The sequence below is a fragment of the Laspinema sp. D2d genome, from assembly GCF_025370755.1.
Lineage (GTDB): Bacteria > Cyanobacteriota > Cyanobacteriia > Cyanobacteriales > Laspinemataceae > Laspinema.
In genome coordinates, this window is sequence record NZ_JAMXFC010000019.1 from 49,829 (window position 1) to 73,180 (window position 23,352).

Sequence of the window (23,352 nt, forward strand, 5' to 3'; positions counted from 1 at the left end):
TTGTATTACCTTCTGTTCTATTTTAAAGGGTCGGTTCCCCAATGGGAGTGGTTGGCTGAAGTTGTTGCGACAGGAGGCCCACGGAGAGGGGGCAGTTGAAGTGGGGAATTATGCAGATTAGAGGGTAAATGTCAAGGGTAAGAGGGGAACTCTAAGGCGATCGCCAATTGTTACCAGGCGATCGCTAACCCCTTGTAAACTCTGTCGCATAATGTTAAGTTTTGTAAAATAAGTTAAAATTAGCCTCAGTACCCCGATTATCTAAAAATCATGCTCAATCCCAATCTTCCCGAGCCTAACTTACTCAAAACTCTACTAGAACCGTTATTAGAGGATTTTCAATATTGGTTTGCCCGATCGCGCAAGTTATTGGAAAATGAGGAAATCTCCTTTTTGGGGAAAGAGGGCCAAACCGAGTTACTCGCTAGAGTGCAATATGCACAGCAAGAAGTCACCACAGCTCAAATGCTACTCAGGGCCACGGAGGGTCAGGTGGGCGTAGAAATGGAAGTGCTGATGCCGTGGCACAAATTGCTAACGGAATGCTGGCAAGTGTCGATGCGGTTTCGCATGGAAAATTCCGTCTAGGCGGTCCTCGGTGGCAGTGGCCTCGACTAACCCTAAATTAAATCCCTAGATCCCCTGGAAGATTAGACACTGAGTGCTTCCCTTGAGAAACACGCTTTAATCTACCCCCCTGAGTTACCCCTTAATCACCTGACTGTGCCGGAGAATATCAATATGCTGCACTTAGTTTACATTTTTGCCTTTACCATTTTGGCGTTTCTCGCCGTCGGAAACTTGATTCGCAGTTTGGTCATGCTGAGTAGTGAATCCAGAACCTATCCACCAGGACGGTGGAACTCAGGGTCTCCGAATTCAATAATGGGACGGTATCAACGTCCGGTCCCCCATCCCGAACTGCTGGATGCGTCAGGAAATGTAGTCAATGAACCGTTAATGGTGATGAAATCCATGACAATGGATGATGCCCGAGAACGCCTAGATGCTTTATATGAAGCTTCACCGGGAGGATCTGGGGAGAGCAAGGAAGAAAAATAAAAATCAGAGGGTTGAGATTGGAGATTTTAGAAGTCTAAACTCTGACTCATACAATGCAAGGGTTGCGGTGAACTGAGGGTGTTGACCGGCTTTTGACATGGGTTAACAGAAAACAACAGGCTTTGGCTCCTAAAAGGTTGCTAGAACTTCCCGAACCCAGGTGCGAAAGGCTTTCATGGTTTTATTTCTGCCTGCAGTTTTGGCTTGTTCTAAATATTGGGGAATGACCTCAGTTAGGGGAAAATTGGGAAAATTTTGACTGTGATCGCATTCTTGATAGATACCATCTTCTTGCAGGCGGCTAATTTTGAGGGTTCCTTTCTCAAACTGCCATAATTCCCCTACACCTAACCCTTGATAAATCATCACATGGGTGCGCGAGGTGACATCAATTTCTAAAGCTAAATCTGGAGGCGGATCTACCGTCAAATCTAATCGGTCCTTACCACGGACTGCTGCCTCATTTTGGATATAAAAGCAATTATCGGGTTCAATGCATTGTGCCATGACTTGATTTTTAAATGTAGTCGAACCCAGAGGACAAAATTCAAGGTCGAGTTCTTCTAGGAGAATTTGTACTAAGTTGGTTATATAGAGTTTTGCCCTTTCGTGTTCTGGTAGTGGAGTCATGATTTCTAAGGTTCCTTTGTCGTAAGCAATTCGCGCTCCTCGATGTTCACCTAAGTCTTCTAAAATGGCTTCAAATTCTTTCCAGCTTACCTCTTTGAGTAGGACTCGCTGTCCCGGGGGAACGGTGATTCTATTAATTTCTAATAGCATTTTTAACTCCAAAAATGATTTTTATTAAGCATTTCTATTCAATCTAATTTTTGAATAAAATCTAACAATTGGTGAGGGACAAGAACTAACTCACCGGATGTCAATCGGTCTATCTCGATCCAGAGGGCTTTTCCTTGGCGGTTTCCTTCAAAGAAGGGGACAGAATCGAGTTCATAAAATTTGCGATCTCTAAAATCACAGCGATAGAGTTGAATAATTTCATGGCCCGGTTTGCCGTTATATATAAAAATATTTTCTAGGCAACCTAGGTAGTGAATATTGGTTAATTCTCCTTTGACTTCTTCTTGAAATTCCCGTTTTAAAGCTTCCAGGCTAGTTTCGCCAAAGTCAAGACCGCCTCCTAAAGGACGATAAAATGATTGGTGTTTGACTGAATCATAGCCTTCGGAAACAAACAGGCGATTTTTGTCTTGAATTAGACCTAATGTAATGACGCGAATTTTAGGTTTTTTAGTCATTTTTTTAGAAATAAAATCAAATTAAATTTTCCCAGTAAATTAAGCTGGGAAAATTGAATAATTTAACTAATTATCATCAGCGAATCGGGAACGACTGTCACTATCAGCGACGGGCCAATCAGCATTTTCTCCACCAATAATCAGGCGTTCAATGACTACAAATTCTTGACTGAGGCGATCAAGGGCATTAATGAGAACATCAAGGGCGATCGCATCACTGGTCCCGAGGTCAAACCAGCAGCGTGCCCAGGTCCCATTATATTCAAAATCTCCCATATTGTGCATCAGCGCCATCAAACTTTTTTCAGCAGTCACCGAATCATACTGCATATAGCTTATTTCTAATCCGGTGTCCTGAACTTGGAGATTTTCTGCATTAAATCCCCCCAGTTTGCCGAGAAAAAACCAAGAATCGAAGACTTCCTCAACGTACTGTTTTTCACTTTTGCCTGGACTGGTGCTAAACTCCAACCAGATCCAGACATCAAAGGGGTTAAACTCCCGAAACTCTACTTGCATATTTCTCTTTCTCTACATCAAGGGGAGATTAAAGGTCAAAAAACCGACGTTTAATAGATTAACATATCTAGGCGTCGGTTTATTCTTGTTCAATCAGTGGCCGAAGAAAGCAGGTTTCACCGCCCCGAAGATTTATGGCGGATTCCCAGAATTTTTATCAAGAAACCTGCTTTTTAACTTTTTCGAGGGAGAGGGTTTCTAGGTTCTCAGGAGGCAGAAGCTAACTCTTGCATTTTGCGAACGTTGCGATCGCGTTCTCGTTGCAGTTGCCGTCTTAAAGTTTCGGGAAATTGCTCATTGGCTTGAGCCAGGGCCGTCTGAAAATTAGATTCAGCTTGTTGCAGCAATTCCATATTATTCAAATCGTTGCCTTTTTTAACTAAGATTTGCCCTTTGAGATAAAACAGTTCTGGATTGTTTGGGGTGATCTCTAAAGCCCGATTCACTGCTGATAAAGCTTGATCAACCTGCTCTAAATCGCGATAGCCCAAGGCGATTCCCCGATAGGCTAAATAAGAAGGAGCCGCATAATTTTCCAGGCGGGCGATCGCATCATCGGCATTGGCAAAGGGTAGATTCACGGCTAACATTAAATCCATGAATCCTTTAATCAGATTCAACTCTGGGTCATTCGCCTCAATTTTTTCTGCCGCATCAAAATGCTTGAACACTTCTCGCAGTTTAGCCATTGCTTTGGGAACGCCGCGCAATGTTCCTTCCGTACTCAAAATATAAGCGCCCTCTAAAAAATGCCCGACAGCTATATAAAGATTGCCGCGTAAGGGATTTTCGGTTAACAAAGATTCGGCAGTGGTGCGAGTGCGGGTTGCATAATCATTTAAGCGATCCCAGTCTTCATCTAAATAGGCTAAAGCCCCTTGCATCGCATAGACTAAGGGTTCATTGGGTTCGCTTTGTTCAGCTTGTTGAAGTTTGCGGAGTGCCTCTTGATAATTTCCCTGTTCAAAGAGGGTTCTAAATGCGGCTTCAGTCTGATCGCCAATTTCATGACGATTTTCGGTGCGGAAGGGGTCTAAAGCCAGAGTTGGACTGATATTGAAAGTCAAGGCAATCGCCGCAGTGCCTGCGATCGCAGCGAGTAACCGACCCGCCATAGAAAACCGATAGTTCATACTCTACCTCGTCTGTTTTGCCTCGATGATGCCAAAAAATTCTAAATCCCTATTGAGTCGCGATCGACTCAGGCCGGTTCTTTCCATTTTAGAATCCCAATCCCGTTACAGGAGAAGTCCGGACTAAAAAGTGATGTGTTCTACACTAGGCAGGTAGTGACGCCCTGATTAGGGGCAAGTTCCAAACTATTGCACAGTAGTGTAATCCGGTTAAGTTTGTCAAAATAGAATAGACATCTGAACAGTAGAATGCTGTTGAGTCTGTGCAATCTCGTTTAATCCCCCTATTGTGGACAAGGGTTTCAATGCTTTATCTGAAAAACCTAACTTACCATCCCACCGCGACTCCCACGCCGATTCTCAAGGCCATTGACCTAGAATTTGCCCCACAACAGTTAGGCTTGATTATTGGGCCAAGCGGTTCTGGTAAATCCACCTTGTTAGAAATTTTGGGAGGGTTGGCGGAAAAAACCCAAGGTGACATTTTTTGGCGGGATCAACTGTTGACTCCCGCCCATTTGCAACAATTAGGGGGGTTGGTGTTTCAGTTCCCTGAACGGCATTTTTGTTGTGGGACCCTGCTGGAGGAGTTGCGCTTAGGGCATCCAGAACTGGGGTCTGAACGGGTTCATGAGGCCCTCAAAGAAGTGGGTTTGGATGGCTTGTCGTTGCAAACAGCGCCTCAATCCCTCAGTGGTGGACAGCAACGCCGACTAGCATTGGCAGTACAATTAATCCGGCAGCCTCATTTGCTGTTACTGGATGAACCGACGGCAGGTTTAGATTGGTCCATGCGGCGCAATTTAGTCATGTTGTTGGCGAAGTTGAAGAAGCATTGGAGTTTGTTGGTGGTGACCCATGATGCGGGGGACTTGTTGGCGATCGCCGATTGCTGTTGGACCCTGAATCATGGGGAACTGCAAAGTGTCGAACCGAATAAACTCGCCATCAGCACTCAACTCTCGGTGGTCAGTTCTTGAGCGATCGCCCAATTCTAGCTTTTTATCGCCGGTCTCAATTCCACTGCTAACCCCCGATTTCTGAGAACCCCAGGTTTTTGATCAGGGGTTCGAGTCCTTCTGGAATTCCACCTTACCTCAACCTCCCCCAGCCCCCAACCTGCTTGTATTTGAACGACTAACTATGAGTGAATCTTACAAACCCCTTCTGCCAGAAAATCTCAAATTATGGGAAAAAACGATGAATTGGCAGCCCGATGCAGGTCATCTGCTGGAATTTCAAAGCTTATATGAAGGGATTCTGGAAGGGAATCAATCCCTCAATTTAACTCGGATTACTGCACCAGATGAGTTTTGGGAAAAGCATCTGTGGGATTCTCTGCGGGGAATTACGCCCTTATTATCTCAACCCTTCGGTTCTGCCTCTGAGGAAGTCTCTTCGTCCATAACGGAGAGGGTTCCTGGGGAAGGAGGGAAGGGGTCAGTTCGGGCGATCGATATTGGAACTGGGGCGGGTTTTCCGGGGTTGCCGGTGGCGATCGCTTGTCCTGAGTGGCAGGTAACTCTCCTGGACTCCACTCGCAAAAAAATTACCTTTCTTCAAAGTTTAATTAACCAGTTGGGGATGGAAAATGCTAAGGCGATCGTCGGCAGAGTGGAAGATATGGGTCGTGCAGTTGAACATCGGGAACAGTATGATTTTGCCTTCGCGCGGGCGATCGGGCCGACGATGGTTTGTGCAGAATATGCCCTGCCGTTGCTGAAAGTAGGCGGGTTGGGGATTTTGTATCGCGGTCATTGGACTGAGGAAGAAGCGCAAGTCGTTTCGGCTGGAATTGAGCAATTGGGTGGGATAGTGGATTTTGTGGAGAAATTCACGACCCCGCTAACGGATAGTGTTCGCACTTGTGTTTATTTGAGAAAGGTTGCACCAACTCGTCCTGAATTTCCTCGCGCTGTGGGGATACCCGCTCAAAATCCTCTGCTGTAATCGGAGGGCGGACTGTCTCAGGTTGTAGGACATGGGGGAATGTGAGAGTAGACTGAACAGACGGGCATCTGTAGGAAATAGCCGGTGTTGGTAAGGATTGAGACAGGACTGAAGTTGTTACTCCGACAGCGGGATAACGACTGAATTCGTTACTATAAATCGGGAGAGGCTGCGGTTTCGGGGTTTTTATGGATTAAGAGGCGGTAACGACGCGATCGCGACCGGCAGCTTTAGCTTGATAGAGGGCGACATCGGCGGCACGGAGAACAGCGAGTCCAGTTTTACCATGTTCAGGAAAGCTGGCAACCCCTAAAGAAAGGGTGATGCAGCCGAGGGATTGTCCAGCATATTCCACTTGTAATAATTTTATCTTTTTTCGCAATTGTTGGGCCCGCTCTTGAGTAACTATTAAAGGTGCTTCGGGTAAAATTAAAGTAAACTCCTCGCCTCCATAGCGACAGGGGATATCCGTAGGGCGGATATTTTTTTGGAAAAACTCTCCCAATTGTCGTAAGACTTGATTTCCCGCTTCGTGACCAAAGGTATCATTAAATTGTTTAAAGTGATCCACATCGATCATGATCAGGGAGAGGGGATAAGCTTTCAGTTCAGCTTGATAGACTTCCCGTTCCAGGGCTTCTTCTAAATAGCGGCGATTGTATAAACCTGTTAGGGGGTCGCGGATGCTTTGGTTATGCAGGGTTTCGCGCAATTTTAAATTCGCTAAGGCTAGGGCAATATGTTCCGCAACGGTCATGGCTAACAGTTGGGTTGTATTCGATAACGGTCCTTTATCTGGGGCACATAAATAGAGGACGCCTAGGGCTTTTCCTTGAGCCATCATCGGGACGCAGCAATATTCAGCGGGTAAGAGATTTTGATGGAGATGTTGACAAATTAATCCATTTTGCATATTCCCGACAAAATGCACCCGCCCCCGTCGCAAAGCCCAACATTCATTGGGCGCAAATACTTTCTGACTGCTAAAAGTAATCCCCCAACTAGCAACGACATCGAGCAAATTATTGAGGGAGTTAATAATAAAAACGGCACCGGGAATGTTGGGAAAAAGTAATTTACAGGATTGGGCGATCGCACTGTAGGCTTCTTTAACCGTTAGGCAAGCTTGGAGTAAATCGCTCATTTCACTGAGCAAGATTAATTCTCGCTGACGCACTTCTAATTCTAGGGTTTTTTGATGCAATGCTTCTTGGGCTTGCTTGCGTTCCTCAATTTCTTCTAGGGCGCGATCGCGCATAGATCGATAATCCTGAAGGCGGCGAGTGAGGTCCGTGACATCTTCGATGGCTAAAAGAGCGTAAAACCCCTGACCCTCAAAAGATTTAACCCCGGTTACTGTGGTATGTTGGATCCGAAATTCCCCATCGGGAAGAGGGGCTGGAATCAGGTGTTTATGCAGTTGGGAAGAAAAAATAGTGGGAGGACCGCCTTCAAATACTTGTTGAAGACGGTGGTGATACTTCGGTTGAATTAAATGAGGAAAGCGATCGCCCAAATTCTTGCCCACGATTTCGCTTTTTGAAATTTTTGTCCAATCCTCTAGGCAACTATTCCAAAACAGAACAATAAAATCTTCCCGCAGGACGCAAGCCCCCACGGGAACTCGGTCGAGAATTCCAAATTTATCCTCAACCTGTTGGATCTCATTCATTCTTCCTCACTCTCTTCTATCATCTCTAGGGCTGTTAGTAAGGCATCAAAGGACCCGACCTTAAAAATTAAGATAATATCTCCCGCAATTTGGAGCTGTTCAATGGTAAATCGAGCCTGAGCTAATAACACGGTAGTATTAGGTTCTAATTGCTTAGAACCCAACAAGTGTTCGACCGTATCTTCTAAATACATGGGTAAGGAATAATTCAGATGCTGTCTGAGCAAATTACTCATGGAACCCATTACCCCATTGATTACAATATTGCCTATTTCCGTTAAGGTGCCAATTTTGACAGCATCCAAGTCAGGGGTTCCAACTTCCTCATTGGTCAACAAAGCCACTAATTTAGAGGCGCTATCTGTAGGAAAAACAAGCTGGGCTAGACCACTGAATGAGCCACTAAAGCCAAGGCGTACCGCTGAAACTAGAGAAACTCCCAGACGATTTTCCAGTTCCTGCTTCATTTGCCCGGGGGAAAACACGCGGATAAATGGAACCTGCAAGCGGATGTGGCACTCAATCATTTCATTGAGGACACTTGCTGCTCTGCCAACACCAATGTTGACCAATTCCTGCAAGGTATCCAGTTGGTCAACGGTTAAATTCATCGCGCATTCTCCTCTGTAAAACCCAATATTTTTTTCAGGGTATTATTCAATTCATCTGGTTTAGGCGGCTTATTAATCACTGCCTTTGCTCCCAATTCAAAACAGTGTTGACGGGAGGTTTCTTGAATATCCGCTGTTATGACAATCACAGGAATGGTATATTCATGCTCTTTTAAAAAGGTTAAAACATCCCATCCGTCAAATTCCGGCATCAATAAATCTAATAAAATACAATCGGGCATTTCTTCATCTAACAGGCCGATCGCCTCGCGTCCATTGGAGGCTTCTCGGGTAAGGTATCCCTGTTTCTGTAAGGATTTACAGATAACCCGACGGGTAAATTGTGCATCATCTACAATCAAAATTAACGGCATCGTTCTATTATTTACACCAGAGTAACGGCAAGGTTTATATCCTTTTTTGAGGTCCTTTTTGAATACAAGGTATGAAACATCGGTGCATTGAGACGATCCCTCCTACGAGCACCCATTACATTCATTAGAGTAGCGCAATCGTTAGGCGATCGCCTCTCTTAGTCTCAGACAGATCAAGCGCTACATCTGCCGATTGAATCACTCCGATCGCAGTGTAAGGTAATTTCCTCTATCAACCTTAAACTATTCTTCATAGCTTGGGGACCTCTTCGGAATCCATCGTTGTATTCCCGCCATCCCCCCTAAGTCAATCACGCGAGTTAATGATCCCAATCCTCAAGCATCGGTTCAGTGCCATGAAGACAACCGGGTTGGTCTGCAAATAGCTTCGCTAATTAGCAACAAATTAGGAACAAAAGCCCGGTTTCTGGTCCTACTGACTTAATCTTGTCTGAATGCCCTAGAATTGGGGTGACAACGGATACAAAGCTCATCCGGTCAATACCCTTACCCATTGGGACACCGCGTTGCTTCCAGAGCAACCCCAGCCTGAGATGAAAGAATCTGCACCCCGATTTTTCGGATTCCTACCCGATTCAATTCTTTCTGCTGGGAACTGATTTGACTATCATGGCAGAAAAGCGCAAAGAAAAATTTATTAGTTTGATTAAGGCTAGGGTCTGGTGATCATTATTTGTCCGGGAATTCATGATCAGAAGCTGACGGAAAGTTTTGTAGCAAGGTTGCTGCCGAACGGAGACTCGTCGGGTGCAACTCCCCAGGTTTGGATTCTCCCCCCTTGCGATCGCCCTTACTTTCCCCTGGAAATCTGGCAGTTTTTGCACCAAAGGGGGGCGATCAACTTGTCTAACCTGGCATCCCCTGAACCCCTGATCTGGATTGGATTCAGCGCTGGAGTCGTGGGGGCGATCGGGGCTGCCTGGGGATTACATTCTCTTCAATGTCCGGTTAAAGCCTTTATTGCCATTGATGGCTGGGGGGTGCCCTTATTTGCTCCCTTTCCGATTCACCGAGTCAGTCACGATTATTTTACCCACTGGAGTTCCGCCCTCTTGGGACGAGGATGCGAGAGTTTCTATGCGGATCCCCCGGTGGACCATTTGGCGTTGTGGAACTCCCCCGAGTCTGCGATCGGTCGGTGTATTCCCCCTGACGGTTCTATCTCGTCACCCCACCGAACCACAGCGGTAGAATTTGTAAGGTGGGCGATCGCAAGAGGGTGAACCCAGCGGAATGAAGGGGAAATTTTGGCCGTCAGTAAGGAGTAGGAAGGGTTAGCCGCAGGAAGAAAAAGCGTTGCACGAAAACAGGCGATCGCTGGCTGTCAAAAATACGAGATAATGGCTACAGCAAGAACCAACCGAGGACCGACTCCCCGTGCAACGCTACAGGAAGGGAGTAATACAGTTTTTTTGTATGTAAATTTATATTAACTCCAAAAACCATAAGTCAAAAGAATAATTATTTATGAATATAATAGACTCAAGTCTATATAGCGACCCTAAATGAATTTGACACTGGATCTAAGCCCCATACCCTTAGAGTGCTGCACCTGGAAGCTATGCCGTTGGCACAGCCTGCGCGTAAGCGCTATAGCTTTGCATCAAGCTTCGCTATCTCTAGGTCAAACTGATTTAGACGCGCTATATTAAAGGGTTATTCTGAGGAGAAAGGGCATTGAAGCAGTCAACCCTGCACCAGCTTAGAGTCTTTGAAGCCGTAGCTCGTCACAAGAGCTTTACTCGTGCTGCTGAAGAACTATTTTTAACGCAACCCTCGGTTTCGATGCAAGTGAAACAGTTGGCGAAGTCGGTGGGAATGGCACTGTTTGAACAAGTCGGGAAACGGCTGTATTTGACTGAAGCGGGAGAAGAATTATTAGGGACTTGTCGAGACATTTTTGATCGCCTTTCCCAATTTGAAATGACGGTGGCGGATCTCCAAGGTCTCAAACAGGGACAATTAAAACTGAGCGTGATTACAACTGCTAAATATGTCATTCCCCGATTACTCGGGCCATTTTGTCAACGCTATCCGGGAATTGATGTCTCCCTCAAGGTGACAAACCATGAAGGATTGCAAGAACGCCTCAATGATAATCTCGATGATCTGTATATTTTAAGCCAACCTCCGGCAACTCCGGATGTCTTCTGTCATGAGTTTCTGGACAATCCCCTGGTGGTGTTGGCACCGATGAGTCATCCCTTGGCATCCCAGAAAAATATCCCGATTGAACGCTTGAATGGAGAGCCATTTATTATGCGCGAACCGGGTTCGGGAACGAGACAAGCGGTGCAAAAAATGTTTGAAGATCGGGGGGTGGCGGTGAAGGTACGCCTGGATCTGGGAAGTAATGAAGCGATCAAACAGGCGATCGCTGGAGGATTAGGAATTTCTGTGCTTTCTCGTCATGTTTTGACCCTGGATGGTTGGCAAAATCAACTGACAATTCTGGATGTGGAGGGTTTTCCCATTCCGCGACAGTGGTATGCCATTTATCCCAGTGGTAAACAACTGTCTGTGGTGGCGCGGACCTTTTTTGAATATCTCCTGAATGAAGGGAAACAGGCGATTGAAAGTTCAACGAGACTACACCAGCAGATGGAATGAATCTCCTGTTGCAGCAAAATCCGGCGAACCCATCCCAGGGCGATCGCCGGATTATTCTTGACCTTAATTGGAAACCTCAGTCATTTCAATGACCCGCCCTTGGCGGTCTTTCACCAAGAAATTTAGGGGCTTTTCTCGACGGATTTTGTACTTAACTCCGCTCATCTGCACCCGTAATAGCAACTGTTCGAGGCAGTCATGGTCAAACCCTACATGGCGTTGTCGGTTCTTGCTACCTAAACTCGCCCCAGAAATAACGTGCAGTTGAGTGTTTTTCTGTAATTGATACCACAGTCCATCGGGTCCAGCCAGGGTTTGAGTCGCCGAAGACCCCATTGGAGAGGACATATAAAGGGGGTCGATGCCAGTGCCGCCCAGGGTTTGCTCGTAATTATAGTAATAATGTAAAGGGACTTCCGCCGCAGGTAATTCCAGCAACCCTTCATAAAGCTGTCGGGCAGTCTCTAAATCAGAAACCATGATGGTGTAAACTTTCGGGGCGCTGGTGAGGAACATCCACATCGCCACACCATAGGCGGCGAGTAGCATCACCATAATCCCCTGGGTAGAAAAGAGGCTATCCAGAGGCAGGGATGGCAGCAACGAGCTTAATGTCGGAGGAACGCTAACAGTTAGAGCCATGTACGTTTCAATAGGGTAAACCGAGGTTGAGATCGAGCGATCGCTTGCACAGTCGGGGTGATGCCCCCCTTTATTGTAGGTCAATCTGATTGTAATTAATTGTAACAAAGGGGGACAGAACTCATCACCGCATTCTTTTGGACTTCGGTCCCCTACCCTAGAAACCCGGTTTCTGAATCGATATTTCGCTCTTTTATCGACCCATTTTCCTCAAAACCCAGTTTCTAGGCGTTCGTTCTCATTCGGTTGAGGTTAGGGATGCAAATTCCCCACAACTGTGGATATATTACAGACATCCATCGGAGAGATCTGGAGTCGTTTAGGGACTTCAACCCCCCTTGTGGGTGATGCAACTGACCCGTTTTGATTCGTGAGTTCGAGCTTATGCAACCGCCTGTTTTTTCGGAATGTCAACACCCTCTGGTGCAGTCTTTGTTTCAAAGAAGCGATCGCGAACTGCTGACCCTGTTTCAGCGCCATCCTGATGAAGGCAAATACTTCACCGCCATTTTTGGACGCTATAGCTCCATTGTCTATACCCTAATTCAACATCAAGCTAAATCCCCAGTGCAAGGAGACTATCTCTTTGCCATGACTTGGCGGCATATCTACCACGAACTCCGGGGGTTGGATTTACGCTTTGAAGAAGGTGCTTCTACCCCCTTTACCTTGCAAACTTGGCTGATTAATATGACCGCTTGGTGTATCGAACACGCGGAATTACCCCCCGTCGAATCCATCCACTATTCCTTGCAGACTTCCCCACCTCCGTTATGGTGTTATGTGGAACAAGCTTTAGATTTACTCTCTCCCCTGTTGCGGATTACGGTATTAATGGCACAGACTTTTCACTGGAGTGAAACTCGCATTTCGGCTTATCTGCAAGCAGAAGGAGAAACGATCGCCCCAGGGGAGGTTAAGGCATTACTCGAAGAAGGGTATCAACGCTTAGAATCAGCCTTACCGAAGGATATTAGAATCATCTATTTGGAGGCTTTTCCCCCTCATTCCAATTCTGCCCCCGCTTTACAAAACGCGACCTAATCTCATCAGGACAAGGCAGATGCCTTGTCCTAAATCATATTTTATGCGTCGGGATCGACCCCTAACGCCCGTAATTAGGTGGATTTTATGGTGTTTTTAGTTTAGCAATTTTAGGAAGTTCCAGGCTATCCCCGATTCTCGCCCATCGCTTATCAAACAAAAACGCACGAGTTGAGAGGACTCGTGCGTTACAAAGGCTTGTCTATGAGAAAGTTGATTTTGAGATATCGAGCTTTAGCTCGTTATTTTATAAATTTTGAAAAAATTAGATTACTCCATTTTTGGTTAAAACTTCAAAGGCGAGTAATGAAACAAAACCAATCATTGCCAGCCTTCCGTTGAGTCGTTCGGCGTAGGGGGTAAAACCCGTGCGCGGGGTGTCATCAACGTACATTTTCGGCTCGATCGCAAAGTTGTTGAGTTTATCGCTTTCGCTGATCACGACTCCCTTTGTGGTGTTCATGGTTATTGGCTCCTTAAGTTGGTTTGGTGAACCCCTTGGTTGCTTCTGTAAATAAATGTAACAGAGATTATGAAGTTTTGCAACAATATTTCGGAAATTCATTAAAATTCATAAACTCTTGTTGACAACTGGCAACTTTTTGGATAAAAAATAGGAGGATTAACAACAACGCGAATCCCCGGAAAAGCCTACTGCCACTCGCCTTGTAAGGTAAAGGCTGCCCAATAAAAAGGGGCCTGCCATCGTTGTTGTTCCCAAAGTTCGATTTGGGCCGATCGCAGCGCAGCCGCTGGCGTTAACCCTTGTTGGAGCATTTTCTGGTAAAAATTCACCATCAGCCTTGCGGTGGCTTCATCATCCACACTCCACAGACTAACGAGGACCCGAGGTGCACCGGCATACATAAACCCCCGGGTTAACCCCACCAGGCCCTCCCCTCGGATTTCCTGCCCTAACCCAGTTTCACAGGCACTCAACACGATTAATTCTGCGGGTAAGTTGAGGTTGAAAATTTCATGCAGGCGCAAAAACCCATTTAACGGTTCCCCCTGTGGATTTAACAGAGAAAACACTAACCCCGATAACTCCGGATTCACACTATTCAGCAGTCCGTGGGTGGCAAAATGAACGATCCGATATTGACTTAGTTCGGGATTAGTCGCCGCTTCGCGACTGGCTTCAAACCCGAAAGCTTTTCGGCGTTCGGATTCGGGAACCAGGGCGAGAATTTCTTCGGCTTCGAGTTTGGTATAGGGGAGTCGGCTAAATTCAACTTGCGAGGGACCCGTTAGGGGTTCAGATTTAATCCCGAGGGTGAGGGACTCATCGACGGCATTCGGTTGCAGACGCTCATCATAGGGGGTAAATACCGGATCGGCAAGGACCGCTAGGGTTTTACTGGCGGGGGTGCGTCCGGCAATTTCTTGACGCAAGACGGCCATTGTAGAGGCAGAGGGCAAGCTAACGACTTCATGTTTAACGATTAAGGGGAGATAACCCTCGCTATCGTCTGGGGGATTGGGGACGGCGAGGGCGGCGAAGGGGATGTATTGCAAGGCCCCATCACTGACAATCAGCAGGCGTTTGTCATCGCCGAGAAAGTCGGCGGCGGGTCCGAGGACTTTCTCGCTAAGGGCGGCAGAGGTTTGGGTAAAAATCGATCGCCGGATCCGCAGACTGGGAATGGTGAGGGCATTTCTAAACTGTTTGGCAGCTTGTTCGATTTCTTCTCGGGGGGGTAGGGTGTAGCTGGTGAGGCTGGTTTTGGTGACCACCCACAGATAACTCCGTTCTTTGCCGAGGGAATATTCTAGGAGGATGGTGTCATCATCAAGGACTTGTTCTTGAATTTGGGTGAGGGTGAGGGGTTGGGGTTGGGTGAGGGCGGCGTAACGGGGACTGGTGACCCGTAGCAGGGTTTGGACTCGTCGGTATTGGGTGAGTAGGGCGTCAATTTCAGCGGCGAGGGCGGCGGCTTGTTCGGGGGTATGGGGTCCGGAGAGGAGTTGGATGCGGCGTTCTTCTAGGGCGCTGAGTTGTTGTTGGATGCTACGTTCGCGATCAAGAAGTTGGGGGTCGGCCCCTTGGCGGATATCAGCGTTGGCTTCGTTGAGGATTTCTAGGAGACTACGGGCGCGGCCCTGTTCGCTGGCTTGGAGGGCTTTAGCGTCAAAGCCTGCGCTGGGCTGCTGTTGGTGCAGTTGCATCAGCAGGTCGATGTAGAATTCGTAGTAGTCCTGGACTTTGGCAAAGAAGGAGGCACGGGAGTCTTGGCTGGCAACGTTGGTGCGCAGATCCTCGGCGATCGCGATCGCTGTTTCGATTTCCGTGAGGGCGTTTTCGAGTTGTCCTTGCTGACGCAGGGCGATCGCAATCCGGTAGCGGGTGAGGGCTTCTTTGGGGCGATCGCCGACGGATTGGCGTAGGGGTAAGGCTTGTTGATAGTATTCCAGGGCTTGGGAATTGTCGCCGAGGGAGGCATAGACAAAGCCGATGTTGTTGAGGGTACTGGCTTCTCCCCGGCGATCGCCTGCGCTTTCCCACAAGGGTAATCCCTGGTTATAGGTTTCTAAGGCAAGGGGATAGTCTCCCTCTTTGGCATAGACGAAGCCGATGTTATTCAGGGTGGTGGCTTCTCCTCGGCGATCGCCCGCTGCTTGCCACAGGGGAAGGGCTTCGTTATAGCGATCGAGGGCGGTTTGTTTGTCTCCTAATGCTTCGTAAACGTTGCCGATGTTGTTGAGGGTAAGGGCAACTCCATAAGGGTCATCGAGTTCTCGATAGAGGGGGAGGGCTTGATTGTAATAATCCAAGGCTTCTCGATATTGTCCTAAGTCGTCGTAGATTTTACCAATATTATTGAGGGTGACCGCCACTCCAGAGCGATCGCCTGCTTCTTTCCACAGGGGAAGGGCTTCGTTATAAGCATCCAGGGCTTGTTGATATTCCCCTAGGGCATCATAAACCGCCCCCTGTTCTATGAGGGCAAAGGCTTCTGCACTGGGGAGTACAAGTTCTCGATATAGGTCTCGCGCCCGATTGTAGGCATCCAGGGCGGGGGTAAAGGTTCCCAGTTCCGCATAACTGCGGCCTAGATTAAACAGGACGTCGGCGACGCCGGGAAGGTCTTTTACGGCTTCTTTAAGGGTGAGGGCTTCTTGGAGGTAGTCGAGGGCGGCTTGAGGGTCACGGGTGGCTTTGGCAACGAAGGCAAGTCCGATGAGGGTTTCGGCTTCTAAGGAGCGATCTCCGAGTTGTTGATAGAGGGTCCGGGCTTCTTGGAGTTTGGCTTGGGCAGCGGTGAGGGCCTCTGGGGTGCCTTCTTGGAAGAGTTGCCCCCCTTCATCAAAGGCGCGATCGGCTTGTTCTTGTAAGGCATCTGGAGTAGTGCTTTCCGTAGATTCGGGTAGGGTGACAGCATCCGGTGCAGCGGTGGCGATTCCAGGGGAGATGAGGAGGCTTAACCCCAGGATTAGCTTCAGGATCGCCCGGGGGAGGCGGTCCTGGGATGGATTGTTCTTGGTTTTGTCTCCTCGATCGCTCATAAGAGGTTGGGTTTGACCAGGATTGAGGGTGAACTGTTGGGTATGAAGGGGGGCGTTATTTTTTCGTTCCCCTAAGAGTTACCAGGGTGGGCTATCCTCGGTTTATACCCCCTACAAGGATAGATAGCTGTAGCCTATGGGGGTATTATAGTCCCTGTTTTCAAGACTGAGAACGATTGCCCACAGGTGTTCCTATTCTCTCTTGGGGGTTTGAATGGGATCAAAGAGGATTTTTACCCTCAAGCACCGATTCTTGGGCTTAATTTTGGGAATCTCGATGGGGAGAAAAGGCTTAGTCTCTCACAATTGACGCACTCATCCAGTTTAAGTAAGGCGTAGAACCTGCAATAATTGGAATGGCAATTATTTCAGGAACTTCATAAGAATGTAAGGATTTAATTATTGATTCTAATCGGGCAAATTGACGCAAATCGGTTTTAATTGTGAGTTGCCATTCTTCTTCTTTATTAATTTTATCGCTCCAAGTATAAATGGAGTAGATAGGGTTCAGGCTCACACAGGCGGCTAACCGTGATTCCACGAGAGATTCTGCGATCGCCTCGGCTTCGATTCGCGTGGGGGCCGTGACCCAGACAATCACATATTCCGGTTCATCAATCGGGTTTTTCATAGGGCTTTTTTCCTTGGGTTTGCTGGATTTCCTAGACGGTTAGCCTGTCATTGGGGCTATTTTATCGGGTTAAGGAACCTATTAAAAGTTTTAGAGTCTTAAATTCATTACTTTATTCACTCATCCGGATGAAAATTATAAAATTTTTGTAAAGAAATATTAAAAGTGCTTGACATTACTGAGACTGCTTCGGTTAAATATAGGTCAATGTCAATCAAAGATTAATTTCAATTCAACCACTTACAGACCGTTTAAAATACAATTAATCCAGACAGATGATATAAAGGGTTTTTAAAACAGAAATCCTCCTATCTTTTTTTAGTTTATCGTTTATTCTTTGCCAGACTAAGCCATTTCAAACTCCACTAATCAGGGAATTATTTTGACTCGGGTTGGCAGCATCAGAGTCAGGGGCATCTAACAGCATCTACCAGTTACTCCAGGGTCATTTTTATTGTGGAATCCACTCAATACGCTGGAAAGCACCGGGCCAAGCACCCCTATTTAATTAAGATATTGTTGCTGGGCGGGATGGGAATTGGGCCGCTATTTTTAGCCGTGACCTTGCCCGTTTTTGCTCAACAAACTCCAGCAGGAACCCCCATAGAAAACCGGGCGACGGGAAGTTTTGAAGACCCGCAAAATCCGGGGATACCGATTCAAGTTGAATCCAACACCGTCACAATTACGGTGGCGGAAGTTGCTGGAATTACAGTCCAAGCAACAGGGATTACGGACGACGATGGGGACGATCGCATCGACGTGGGGGACCTGCTTTACTTTCAATATGAAGTCACCAATGTGGGAAATGACCCCACCCGCTTTCGCATCCCGAATTCCGCCAATATCACCGGACCCGGAACCCTTACAGGTAATGTAGAGATTAGTACCGATGGGGGTCAAACTTGGATTCAGGTGACGGGAACGGAACTGATCACGGAATCGGTCCCGGCAGGTGGGAGTATCCTGGTACGAGTGCCGATAACAGTCAGTTCTGATGCGGGGGTAGGCAGCGAAATTGCGGTACAACTGGGAAATACCCCAGGAGATGAACAAAATGTCTCCCAAGACCCCGGGGTCGGAGATGTTTATACAGTAGATAACTCCAATGGAGCGGCCCCTGGGGAAGTGGACGGACCGCCGGTGAATGGGACTCGGGGGGCGAGTGCAACCCAAAGAGTGACGGTGCAAGCGGTGCCTTTGGCGTTGGCGGCCCTGTATAAAACCCACGGAACGCCGGTGGAAGTGAATAATCCCTCAGATCCGTCCGATGATGTGATTACTTATCAATTGGCGTTAGATGTCCGCGCAGAACTGCCCCCGGGAGTAACGGGATTTGTGCCGGGAGATTTAGCGCCGAATGAACGTTTCCCGATTAGTGTGGATGGGAATCTGGTTAATCGGATTCTGATTTCTGATGCGATGCCGGTAGGGACTCAGTTTGTGCTAGATTCGGCAGTTCCCCCCCCAGGATGGCAAGTGGTGTTTACGGCAGATGATCCGAATAGTGCCAATCCCTTGCAAGCAACGTGGCGGACGGATGTTGCCGCAGTCGGGGGTGTTGCTAATGTGCGACGCGTGGGATTTATCTCCGAAACTACCATCGCCCGGGGAACTCAGGTGAGCGGATTTGAGTTTAAAGTTGTGACACGCAATATTGCGCCGGGGACAACCGCGATCGCCAATATTGCCCAGGTATTTGGGGGGACTGCGGGGAATCCGGACCGACTGGTGTATGACGAATCCGGGGACCAAAATCCCAGTAACTTGAATGACGATGGGACATTACCCGTGCTCGATGCGGACGGAAATCCCGTGGTTTCCTCTGGGGTGGTGAATCCTCCAACCGATGGGGTTGACCCTAACAATAATAATACCGGCGTTGGACCAGGTGGGGAAGCGAATGTCCTCACTCTACCGTTTGCTCCCACAACGATTCAAAATGGGCCAACAGACTCTCCAGGTGCCGTAGGTCCGACGGATGATGATAATGATTTCTCCAATGTAGTGGTTCCGGTGCCACCAAACCTGCCACCGGGAGAAGCGATTACCCCGCCTCCGGCCAATTTTGGGAATACGGTAGTCAATCCCACAGGTCAACCCGTGACGATCGCCCCGGTTAATCCCAGCGATCGCAATTCGTTACCCCCAGGTACTATCGTCACCATCACCTATGGAGGAGAAACCGTCACCCATGTTTACGATCCAGTCACCGGATTTACCACCTCGGATCCGCCGATTATCATTCCTGCCGAAGTCTCTCCGGCAGACTATCAAGTTCAGATTCGATTGCCCAGTGGGGAAGTGAATACGGAATATTCTGTTCCGATCGCTGCTTTTATTGATACGAATAGCAACGGAACTTTGGATGAAGGGGAACAAGGGAATATCACGCTAAACCAGGTTTATACCGGGTTTATCAAGACCACTAAAGAATCTCGTGTCCTTAAAGGGACGGGACCTGATGTGCTTCCCGGACAAGAAACCTTTAGTACCGAGGTAAAAACTCCCTCTCCAGGCAACATCATCGAATATCGCTTGACTTACAATAACTTTTCCACTGCTGGGGGTCCGGGGAATGTTACTTTAACGGCCAGCAATTTGGTGATTACTGAAGATGGCACAACCTACGACCCGGTGACCAACCCTGGGGGGAATAATTGGGCGTTAGATACGGATAACCTCGATGAGGATAACAATCCGACCACGGGAATTGATACCTCTCATGTGGTGGGGTCCGCTGTGGATTCAACCGGGGGAGAAATTCAATTATTCCGGGGAAGACCGGGAACGACATCTACAGGAGAACAAAGTGGAACGACGGTGGAGACGGATGTCACCCGATATGTCATCCGTGTCACTCAGGAAGTTGCACCGGGAGCATCAGGAACGTTTACATTTCGCCGCCGGGTGAATTGACAATGGTCATTGGTTATTTTCATGGCAAACGATAATTATCCATTTTAAATTCTTAATTTTCAATTATCTCAGTAATCAGGGGGGAAGGAAATGCCGGAAAACCCGTTCAGAATTTTAATGATAACGTTGGGACTGATAGGGAATCTGTCCTTTCCAGGTTTGGCAATGGCATCGGTTCAACCGTTAGGGGAGAATGCCACGGTCATCGGGTCCTGTGGTTCCAACGGGTCCTGTCCAGTTCTGCTGACCCAAGGCAATCGGGTACAGATTCGTCTCCAACTCTATCACCTCAAGACGGTTGAAGATGAGCAAGGGAATGTCCAGACTGAATGGGTAGAACTGCCTGCTGCTGCATCGGTGCAACCTGGGGATATCCTCCGTTATACGATCGCCGCAGAAAACCGAACTGCTGAGGATATCCCCAACTTCATCCTCACCCAACCCATCCCTGACCCGGTGGTTTACCAGGAAAACTCCGCTCGTATCGATACGGAGGCGGTCATCACGTACAGCATCGATGATGGTGAAACCTTTGTCACGACTCCTACGGTGGAAGTTACTTTAGAGAATGGACAGGTGGAAACCCAACCCGCACCCCCGGAGACTTATACCCACCTCCGATGGACTTTGACCAATCCCCTGCCACCGACGGCAATTGTAACCGGACAGTTTGAGGTACGGGTGCAATGAAGCATCAAAATTCTGGGGTGAGTCATTCCCCCTCTAAATTTAGGACTCGTTCCCTGTTTTGGGCCATGACTGCCACTCTCTTAGCGGGAACAGGGGGGACGCTATTTCTAAAAACCGGCGGTTTTTCCTCAGCCTCTGCTCAGGATAAGCCCCAATGTGTGATTCCGGGATACTTGCTACAAAATGAAGCATCCTACAGTTACAGCAGCGATGGCATTAATCAGATTGAATCCGTTACCAACAAAATTACAGATGCTGTGGTCGGGGGAGGACCCGTCACCATCAATCCCAATGGAATTCGCGATGGGGGAAATAATCGGGTCTCGGGTGCCTTTGCTGGGGTGTTGGCAGATGAGTTAACTAAATTAGGATTTACTCAAGCTGAGGCAACGCGGGCGGTAATTGCGGCAACGGTTACCTTGGCGCAGATGCCCATTGATTCAAGTTTCCGACAGGTGGCGATCGCCACGCGGACTGCAATTTTCCAAGCAGTTCCTAGCAAAGCATCGGTGATCGCCCAATTGCAACGCCCTGAAGCACAAGAAACGGCGATCGCCCTGACTGCCGAACTCTCGAAATCCATCCTTGTCCGGGATGGGCTCACTCCTGCTGAAGCAGAAAGCGCTACTGAACAACTGATTTCTACTATTGTCTCGGCGGGAGATAACGCCGCGATCGATGATACCTTCCGCGCTGCATTTCAGGCGATGGTCAATGCCGTCCCCGATCGCGAAACCCTCCTCCGGGACCTTGCCGATGACTTTGAGGAAGAAATTCGCAACATCCGCAACGGCGTTCGCAGTGGCATCGAACAAGGAGATGTGCTTTATTTTGATTTCACCCTGAGTAACCCGACGGATAGCGCTCTGCGCTTCCAAATTCCAGACGCTAACGCGGTGCAACGAGAAACCACGAACGGCATCGTCCGTGGGGTCAGCTATTCGATGATTGGCAATGGCAGCGATGTCTTCCTCGTTCGCGATTGCTTCCCCGAACCCGAACCGGAAGAACCTGGACCTGTCGTTATCACTCCGGCACCGGATATTGACCCTTTACCGCAACCGGGAACACAACCCCAACCGGGAACACAACCGCAACCGGGAACACAACCCCAACCGGGAGAACAACCCCAACCCGGACCCCCACCCCCGATTATTCCGGCACCGGATATCGAACCTGAACCCATTCCGACCCCAACTACTCCCCCAACCCCCCAACCGCAACCCCAACCCATCACCACCCCGACAGATGTGATTGTCCCACCCGGTGGCGGTGTCCAAATTGTCGTTGAGGTGGAAGTTGGACCGATTCCCTCCGATGGCGGTGGGGTAACCGTCAACATTCCCACTCCGGTAGAGACGCCGGAACAACCACCCACGCCACAAACGGTCATTATTACCCCCACCCTGCCGGGTACTCCCCGCAATGAAGGACTGGGACGCATTACCGGATGTGCTGGAGAACTCTTACCGGACTACACCGGATTTAGAGTGGGACTCTACCAACCCAACCCTACAGACCCCACCGGCGGAATTCAAGGGGTTGTCCCCCTCACACCTACGGATATTCGTGAAGGACTCTCCCCTAACTTAGAAAATGCTAACCCCTTCTTCCTAACGAGTGGAGAACAAGGTACTTACAATTTCCTTCTGGATGTCACCCGAGGTCAACTAGACCCCGGACAGCAATACATTTTCTTAGTCACTCCTCCATCGGGTAGTAACTACGCTGAACGTCGCATCCGCCTGGATATCGGTGCCAACAATAATGGGGTGGTTTCCTATACTGCTACTGCCCTTGATGGACGTCCGCTGAATGTGGTCACCAACAGTACCTCCGCTACGGGCACCATTGATATTCGCGATCGCGATCAAGTCGGGTTGAGTTTAGGCACGTTTGACTTAAGCGCTAGTTTGTGCGAAGCGCAGGAAATCCAAATCGAAAAAACCGGCGATCGCATTGCTGCTGAACCAGGCGATACCGTTATTTATCGTCTCGCCATCCGCAACCTGGCGAATACTCCCATTACCGGCATTATCGCCGCCGACTTCCTCCCCCTCGGATTCCAATTCCGCGAGGATTCCGTCCGTGCGGAAATCTCTGGTCAGGGTGTCGGCATCACCTCGACTCATGAGGGCCGTTCCATCACCTTCGATGTCTCCAATGTCACCATTCCTCCTACGGAAGTCCTGAATATTGCTTACGCTGCACGCATCACCCCCGATGCCTTGCGGGGTAATGGTCGTAACTCTGCCTTTGCCAATGGTCAGCGGGTCGATACCGGCATCCAGGTTCAAGATGGTCCGGCGATTCACTCCCTGCGCATCGCACCGGGAATTCTAACCGACTGCGGCACCTTAATTGGACGCGTCTTCGAGGACTTCAACAGTGATGGCGAACAACAACCCGATGAACCCGGTATCCCCAATGCGGTGATTTTCCTCGATGACGGCAACCGCATCATCACCGATGAACAAGGGTTGTACTCCGTTTCTAATGTCCTCGGTGGCTATCGCACCGCAACATTAGACCTCTCTAGCGTTCCTGGATACACCCTCGCACCCAACGAGTTTGTGAGTGAACGGAATAGTCTATCCCGTCTCGTGCGCCTGGAACCCGGGGGTATGGCACGGGTGAACTTTGCTGTAACCCCCGCTGCGGAGGAAGATCCTGCCTCCACCGTCGGTCAAGAAGGAGGTTAATTTAAA

21 protein-coding genes are annotated in these 23,352 nt (G+C 48.5%); 10 read left to right on the forward strand and 11 right to left on the reverse strand.

Annotated features, from left to right (window positions below; genetic code table 11):
- The first annotated feature begins 270 nt into the window (after nucleotides 1–270).
- Together NG796_RS14200 and NG796_RS14205 are read left to right on the forward strand one after the other, a co-directional pair.
- On the forward strand, nucleotides 271–588 hold the full coding sequence (locus tag NG796_RS14200) for a DUF2605 domain-containing protein (protein WP_261199390.1): 318 nt from the start codon (nucleotides 271–273) through the stop codon (nucleotides 586–588).
- 153 nt (nucleotides 589–741) lie between these two features.
- Nucleotides 742–1,062: a DUF2973 domain-containing protein gene (locus NG796_RS14205; RefSeq protein ID WP_261207490.1), complete on the forward strand. Its 321-nt coding sequence runs from the start codon at nucleotides 742–744 to the stop codon at nucleotides 1,060–1,062.
- A gap of 129 nt (nucleotides 1,063–1,191) precedes the next feature.
- On the opposite strand, the gene NG796_RS14210 is transcribed toward NG796_RS14205, so the two are convergent.
- The 4 genes from NG796_RS14210 to NG796_RS14225 all read right to left on the reverse strand — a co-directional run bounded on the left by NG796_RS14210 (nucleotide 1,192) and on the right by NG796_RS14225 (nucleotide 3,973).
- A complete protein-coding gene (locus NG796_RS14210) occupies nucleotides 1,192–1,842 on the reverse strand; it encodes a Uma2 family endonuclease (protein ID WP_261207491.1) in 651 nt (216 codons plus the stop codon).
- Between the two features lie 38 nt (nucleotides 1,843–1,880).
- Entirely contained in the window at nucleotides 1,881–2,321 is a 441-nt protein-coding gene (locus NG796_RS14215) for an NUDIX hydrolase (RefSeq protein ID WP_261207492.1), read from the reverse strand.
- 66 nt (nucleotides 2,322–2,387) lie between these two features.
- Nucleotides 2,388–2,840, reverse strand: a complete 453-nt coding sequence (locus NG796_RS14220; protein WP_261207493.1) for a DUF3531 family protein — start codon at nucleotides 2,838–2,840, stop codon at nucleotides 2,388–2,390.
- 206 nt (nucleotides 2,841–3,046) lie between these two features.
- Nucleotides 3,047–3,973 carry a Sll0314/Alr1548 family TPR repeat-containing protein gene (locus NG796_RS14225; protein WP_261207494.1) on the reverse strand — a complete coding sequence of 309 codons (927 nt, stop codon included), beginning with the start codon at nucleotides 3,971–3,973 and terminating at the stop codon, nucleotides 3,047–3,049.
- A gap of 305 nt (nucleotides 3,974–4,278) precedes the next feature.
- On the opposite strand from NG796_RS14225, the gene NG796_RS14230 reads away from it, so the two are divergent.
- Entirely contained in the window at nucleotides 4,279–4,953 is a 675-nt protein-coding gene (locus tag NG796_RS14230; RefSeq protein ID WP_261207495.1) for an ABC transporter ATP-binding protein, read from the forward strand.
- 163 nt (nucleotides 4,954–5,116) lie between these two features.
- Nucleotides 5,117–5,923: a 16S rRNA (guanine(527)-N(7))-methyltransferase RsmG gene (gene rsmG / locus NG796_RS14235; RefSeq protein WP_261207496.1), complete on the forward strand. Its 807-nt coding sequence runs from the start codon at nucleotides 5,117–5,119 to the stop codon at nucleotides 5,921–5,923.
- A 193-nt stretch (nucleotides 5,924–6,116) separates the two neighbouring features.
- Here the strand turns inward: rsmG and NG796_RS14240 are convergent, their stop codons facing one another.
- From NG796_RS14240 to NG796_RS14250, 3 genes are read right to left on the reverse strand one after another with little or no spacing between them, the layout of a single operon-like run.
- On the reverse strand, nucleotides 6,117–7,595 hold the full coding sequence (locus tag NG796_RS14240; RefSeq protein ID WP_261207497.1) for a diguanylate cyclase: 1,479 nt from the start codon (nucleotides 7,593–7,595) through the stop codon (nucleotides 6,117–6,119).
- Nucleotides 7,592–8,206, reverse strand: a complete 615-nt coding sequence (locus NG796_RS14245) for a chemotaxis protein CheC (protein ID WP_261207498.1) — start codon at nucleotides 8,204–8,206, stop codon at nucleotides 7,592–7,594. Before NG796_RS14245 ends, NG796_RS14240 begins: the two co-directional genes overlap by 4 nt.
- Nucleotides 8,203–8,580 carry a PleD family two-component system response regulator gene (locus NG796_RS14250; protein ID WP_261207499.1) on the reverse strand — a complete coding sequence of 126 codons (378 nt, stop codon included), beginning with the start codon at nucleotides 8,578–8,580 and terminating at the stop codon, nucleotides 8,203–8,205. The genes NG796_RS14245 and NG796_RS14250 overlap by 4 nt, the downstream gene beginning before the upstream one ends.
- A gap of 683 nt (nucleotides 8,581–9,263) precedes the next feature.
- On the opposite strand from NG796_RS14250, the gene NG796_RS14255 reads away from it, so the two are divergent.
- Nucleotides 9,264–9,824, forward strand: coding sequence for a hypothetical protein (locus NG796_RS14255; protein WP_261207500.1), 561 nt, complete (start codon nucleotides 9,264–9,266; stop codon nucleotides 9,822–9,824).
- Nucleotides 9,825–10,278: 454 nt separating this feature from the next.
- Nucleotides 10,279–11,211 carry a LysR family transcriptional regulator gene (locus tag NG796_RS14260; RefSeq protein WP_261207501.1) on the forward strand — a complete coding sequence of 311 codons (933 nt, stop codon included), beginning with the start codon at nucleotides 10,279–10,281 and terminating at the stop codon, nucleotides 11,209–11,211.
- Between the two features lie 63 nt (nucleotides 11,212–11,274).
- Here the strand turns inward: NG796_RS14260 and NG796_RS14265 are convergent, their stop codons facing one another.
- The gene (locus NG796_RS14265) at nucleotides 11,275–11,853 is read right to left on the reverse strand and encodes a glyoxalase-like domain protein (protein ID WP_261207502.1); all 579 of its coding nucleotides are present in this window, start codon (nucleotides 11,851–11,853) and stop codon (nucleotides 11,275–11,277) included.
- A 384-nt stretch (nucleotides 11,854–12,237) separates the two neighbouring features.
- Between NG796_RS14265 and NG796_RS14270 the strand changes: the two genes are divergently transcribed.
- Nucleotides 12,238–12,897, forward strand: coding sequence for a sigma-70 family RNA polymerase sigma factor (locus NG796_RS14270; protein ID WP_261207503.1), 660 nt, complete (start codon nucleotides 12,238–12,240; stop codon nucleotides 12,895–12,897).
- A 265-nt stretch (nucleotides 12,898–13,162) separates the two neighbouring features.
- Here the strand turns inward: NG796_RS14270 and NG796_RS14275 are convergent, their stop codons facing one another.
- From NG796_RS14275 to cutA, 3 genes are all read right to left on the reverse strand, one after another.
- On the reverse strand, nucleotides 13,163–13,360 hold the full coding sequence (locus NG796_RS14275) for a chlorophyll a/b-binding protein (protein ID WP_261207504.1): 198 nt from the start codon (nucleotides 13,358–13,360) through the stop codon (nucleotides 13,163–13,165).
- Nucleotides 13,361–13,548: 188 nt separating this feature from the next.
- A complete protein-coding gene (locus NG796_RS14280; protein WP_261207505.1) occupies nucleotides 13,549–16,404 on the reverse strand; it encodes a CHAT domain-containing tetratricopeptide repeat protein in 2,856 nt (951 codons plus the stop codon).
- Nucleotides 16,405–16,696: 292 nt separating this feature from the next.
- Nucleotides 16,697–17,035, reverse strand: coding sequence for a divalent-cation tolerance protein CutA (cutA, locus tag NG796_RS14285; RefSeq protein ID WP_261207506.1), 339 nt, complete (start codon nucleotides 17,033–17,035; stop codon nucleotides 16,697–16,699).
- A 456-nt stretch (nucleotides 17,036–17,491) separates the two neighbouring features.
- Between cutA and NG796_RS14290 the strand changes: the two genes are divergently transcribed.
- The 3 genes from NG796_RS14290 to NG796_RS14300 all read left to right on the forward strand — a co-directional run bounded on the left by NG796_RS14290 (nucleotide 17,492) and on the right by NG796_RS14300 (nucleotide 23,346).
- Nucleotides 17,492–19,954: a hypothetical protein gene (locus NG796_RS14290; protein WP_261207507.1), complete on the forward strand. Its 2,463-nt coding sequence runs from the start codon at nucleotides 17,492–17,494 to the stop codon at nucleotides 19,952–19,954.
- A gap of 90 nt (nucleotides 19,955–20,044) precedes the next feature.
- Nucleotides 20,045–20,644 carry a hypothetical protein gene (locus NG796_RS14295; RefSeq protein WP_261207508.1) on the forward strand — a complete coding sequence of 200 codons (600 nt, stop codon included), beginning with the start codon at nucleotides 20,045–20,047 and terminating at the stop codon, nucleotides 20,642–20,644.
- Nucleotides 20,641–23,346 carry a DUF11 domain-containing protein gene (locus NG796_RS14300; protein WP_261207509.1) on the forward strand — a complete coding sequence of 902 codons (2,706 nt, stop codon included), beginning with the start codon at nucleotides 20,641–20,643 and terminating at the stop codon, nucleotides 23,344–23,346. The genes NG796_RS14295 and NG796_RS14300 overlap by 4 nt, the downstream gene beginning before the upstream one ends.
- Nucleotides 23,347–23,352 lie beyond the last annotated feature (6 nt).

Coding starts and splice junctions, on each gene's coding strand:
- NG796_RS14240 (WP_261207497.1), bottom strand. CDS start 7,595: ATGAATGAGATCCAACAGGTTGAGGATAAATTTGGAATTCTCGACCGA.
- NG796_RS14210 (WP_261207491.1), bottom strand. CDS start 1,842: ATGCTATTAGAAATTAATAGAATCACCGTTCCCCCGGGACAGCGAGTC.
- NG796_RS14295 (WP_261207508.1), top strand. CDS start 20,045: ATGCCGGAAAACCCGTTCAGAATTTTAATGATAACGTTGGGACTGATA.
- NG796_RS14200 (WP_261199390.1), top strand. CDS start 271: ATGCTCAATCCCAATCTTCCCGAGCCTAACTTACTCAAAACTCTACTA.
- NG796_RS14205 (WP_261207490.1), top strand. CDS start 742: ATGCTGCACTTAGTTTACATTTTTGCCTTTACCATTTTGGCGTTTCTC.
- NG796_RS14230 (WP_261207495.1), top strand. CDS start 4,279: ATGCTTTATCTGAAAAACCTAACTTACCATCCCACCGCGACTCCCACG.
- NG796_RS14265 (WP_261207502.1), bottom strand. CDS start 11,853: ATGGCTCTAACTGTTAGCGTTCCTCCGACATTAAGCTCGTTGCTGCCA.
- NG796_RS14280 (WP_261207505.1), bottom strand. CDS start 16,404: ATGAGCGATCGAGGAGACAAAACCAAGAACAATCCATCCCAGGACCGC.
- NG796_RS14245 (WP_261207498.1), bottom strand. CDS start 8,206: ATGAATTTAACCGTTGACCAACTGGATACCTTGCAGGAATTGGTCAAC.
- NG796_RS14270 (WP_261207503.1), top strand. CDS start 12,238: ATGCAACCGCCTGTTTTTTCGGAATGTCAACACCCTCTGGTGCAGTCT.
- NG796_RS14300 (WP_261207509.1), top strand. CDS start 20,641: ATGAAGCATCAAAATTCTGGGGTGAGTCATTCCCCCTCTAAATTTAGG.
- NG796_RS14220 (WP_261207493.1), bottom strand. CDS start 2,840: ATGCAAGTAGAGTTTCGGGAGTTTAACCCCTTTGATGTCTGGATCTGG.
- NG796_RS14250 (WP_261207499.1), bottom strand. CDS start 8,580: ATGCCGTTAATTTTGATTGTAGATGATGCACAATTTACCCGTCGGGTT.
- NG796_RS14215 (WP_261207492.1), bottom strand. CDS start 2,321: ATGACTAAAAAACCTAAAATTCGCGTCATTACATTAGGTCTAATTCAA.
- NG796_RS14225 (WP_261207494.1), bottom strand. CDS start 3,973: ATGAACTATCGGTTTTCTATGGCGGGTCGGTTACTCGCTGCGATCGCA.
- NG796_RS14275 (WP_261207504.1), bottom strand. CDS start 13,360: ATGAACACCACAAAGGGAGTCGTGATCAGCGAAAGCGATAAACTCAAC.
- rsmG (WP_261207496.1), top strand. CDS start 5,117: ATGAGTGAATCTTACAAACCCCTTCTGCCAGAAAATCTCAAATTATGG.
- cutA (WP_261207506.1), bottom strand. CDS start 17,035: ATGAAAAACCCGATTGATGAACCGGAATATGTGATTGTCTGGGTCACG.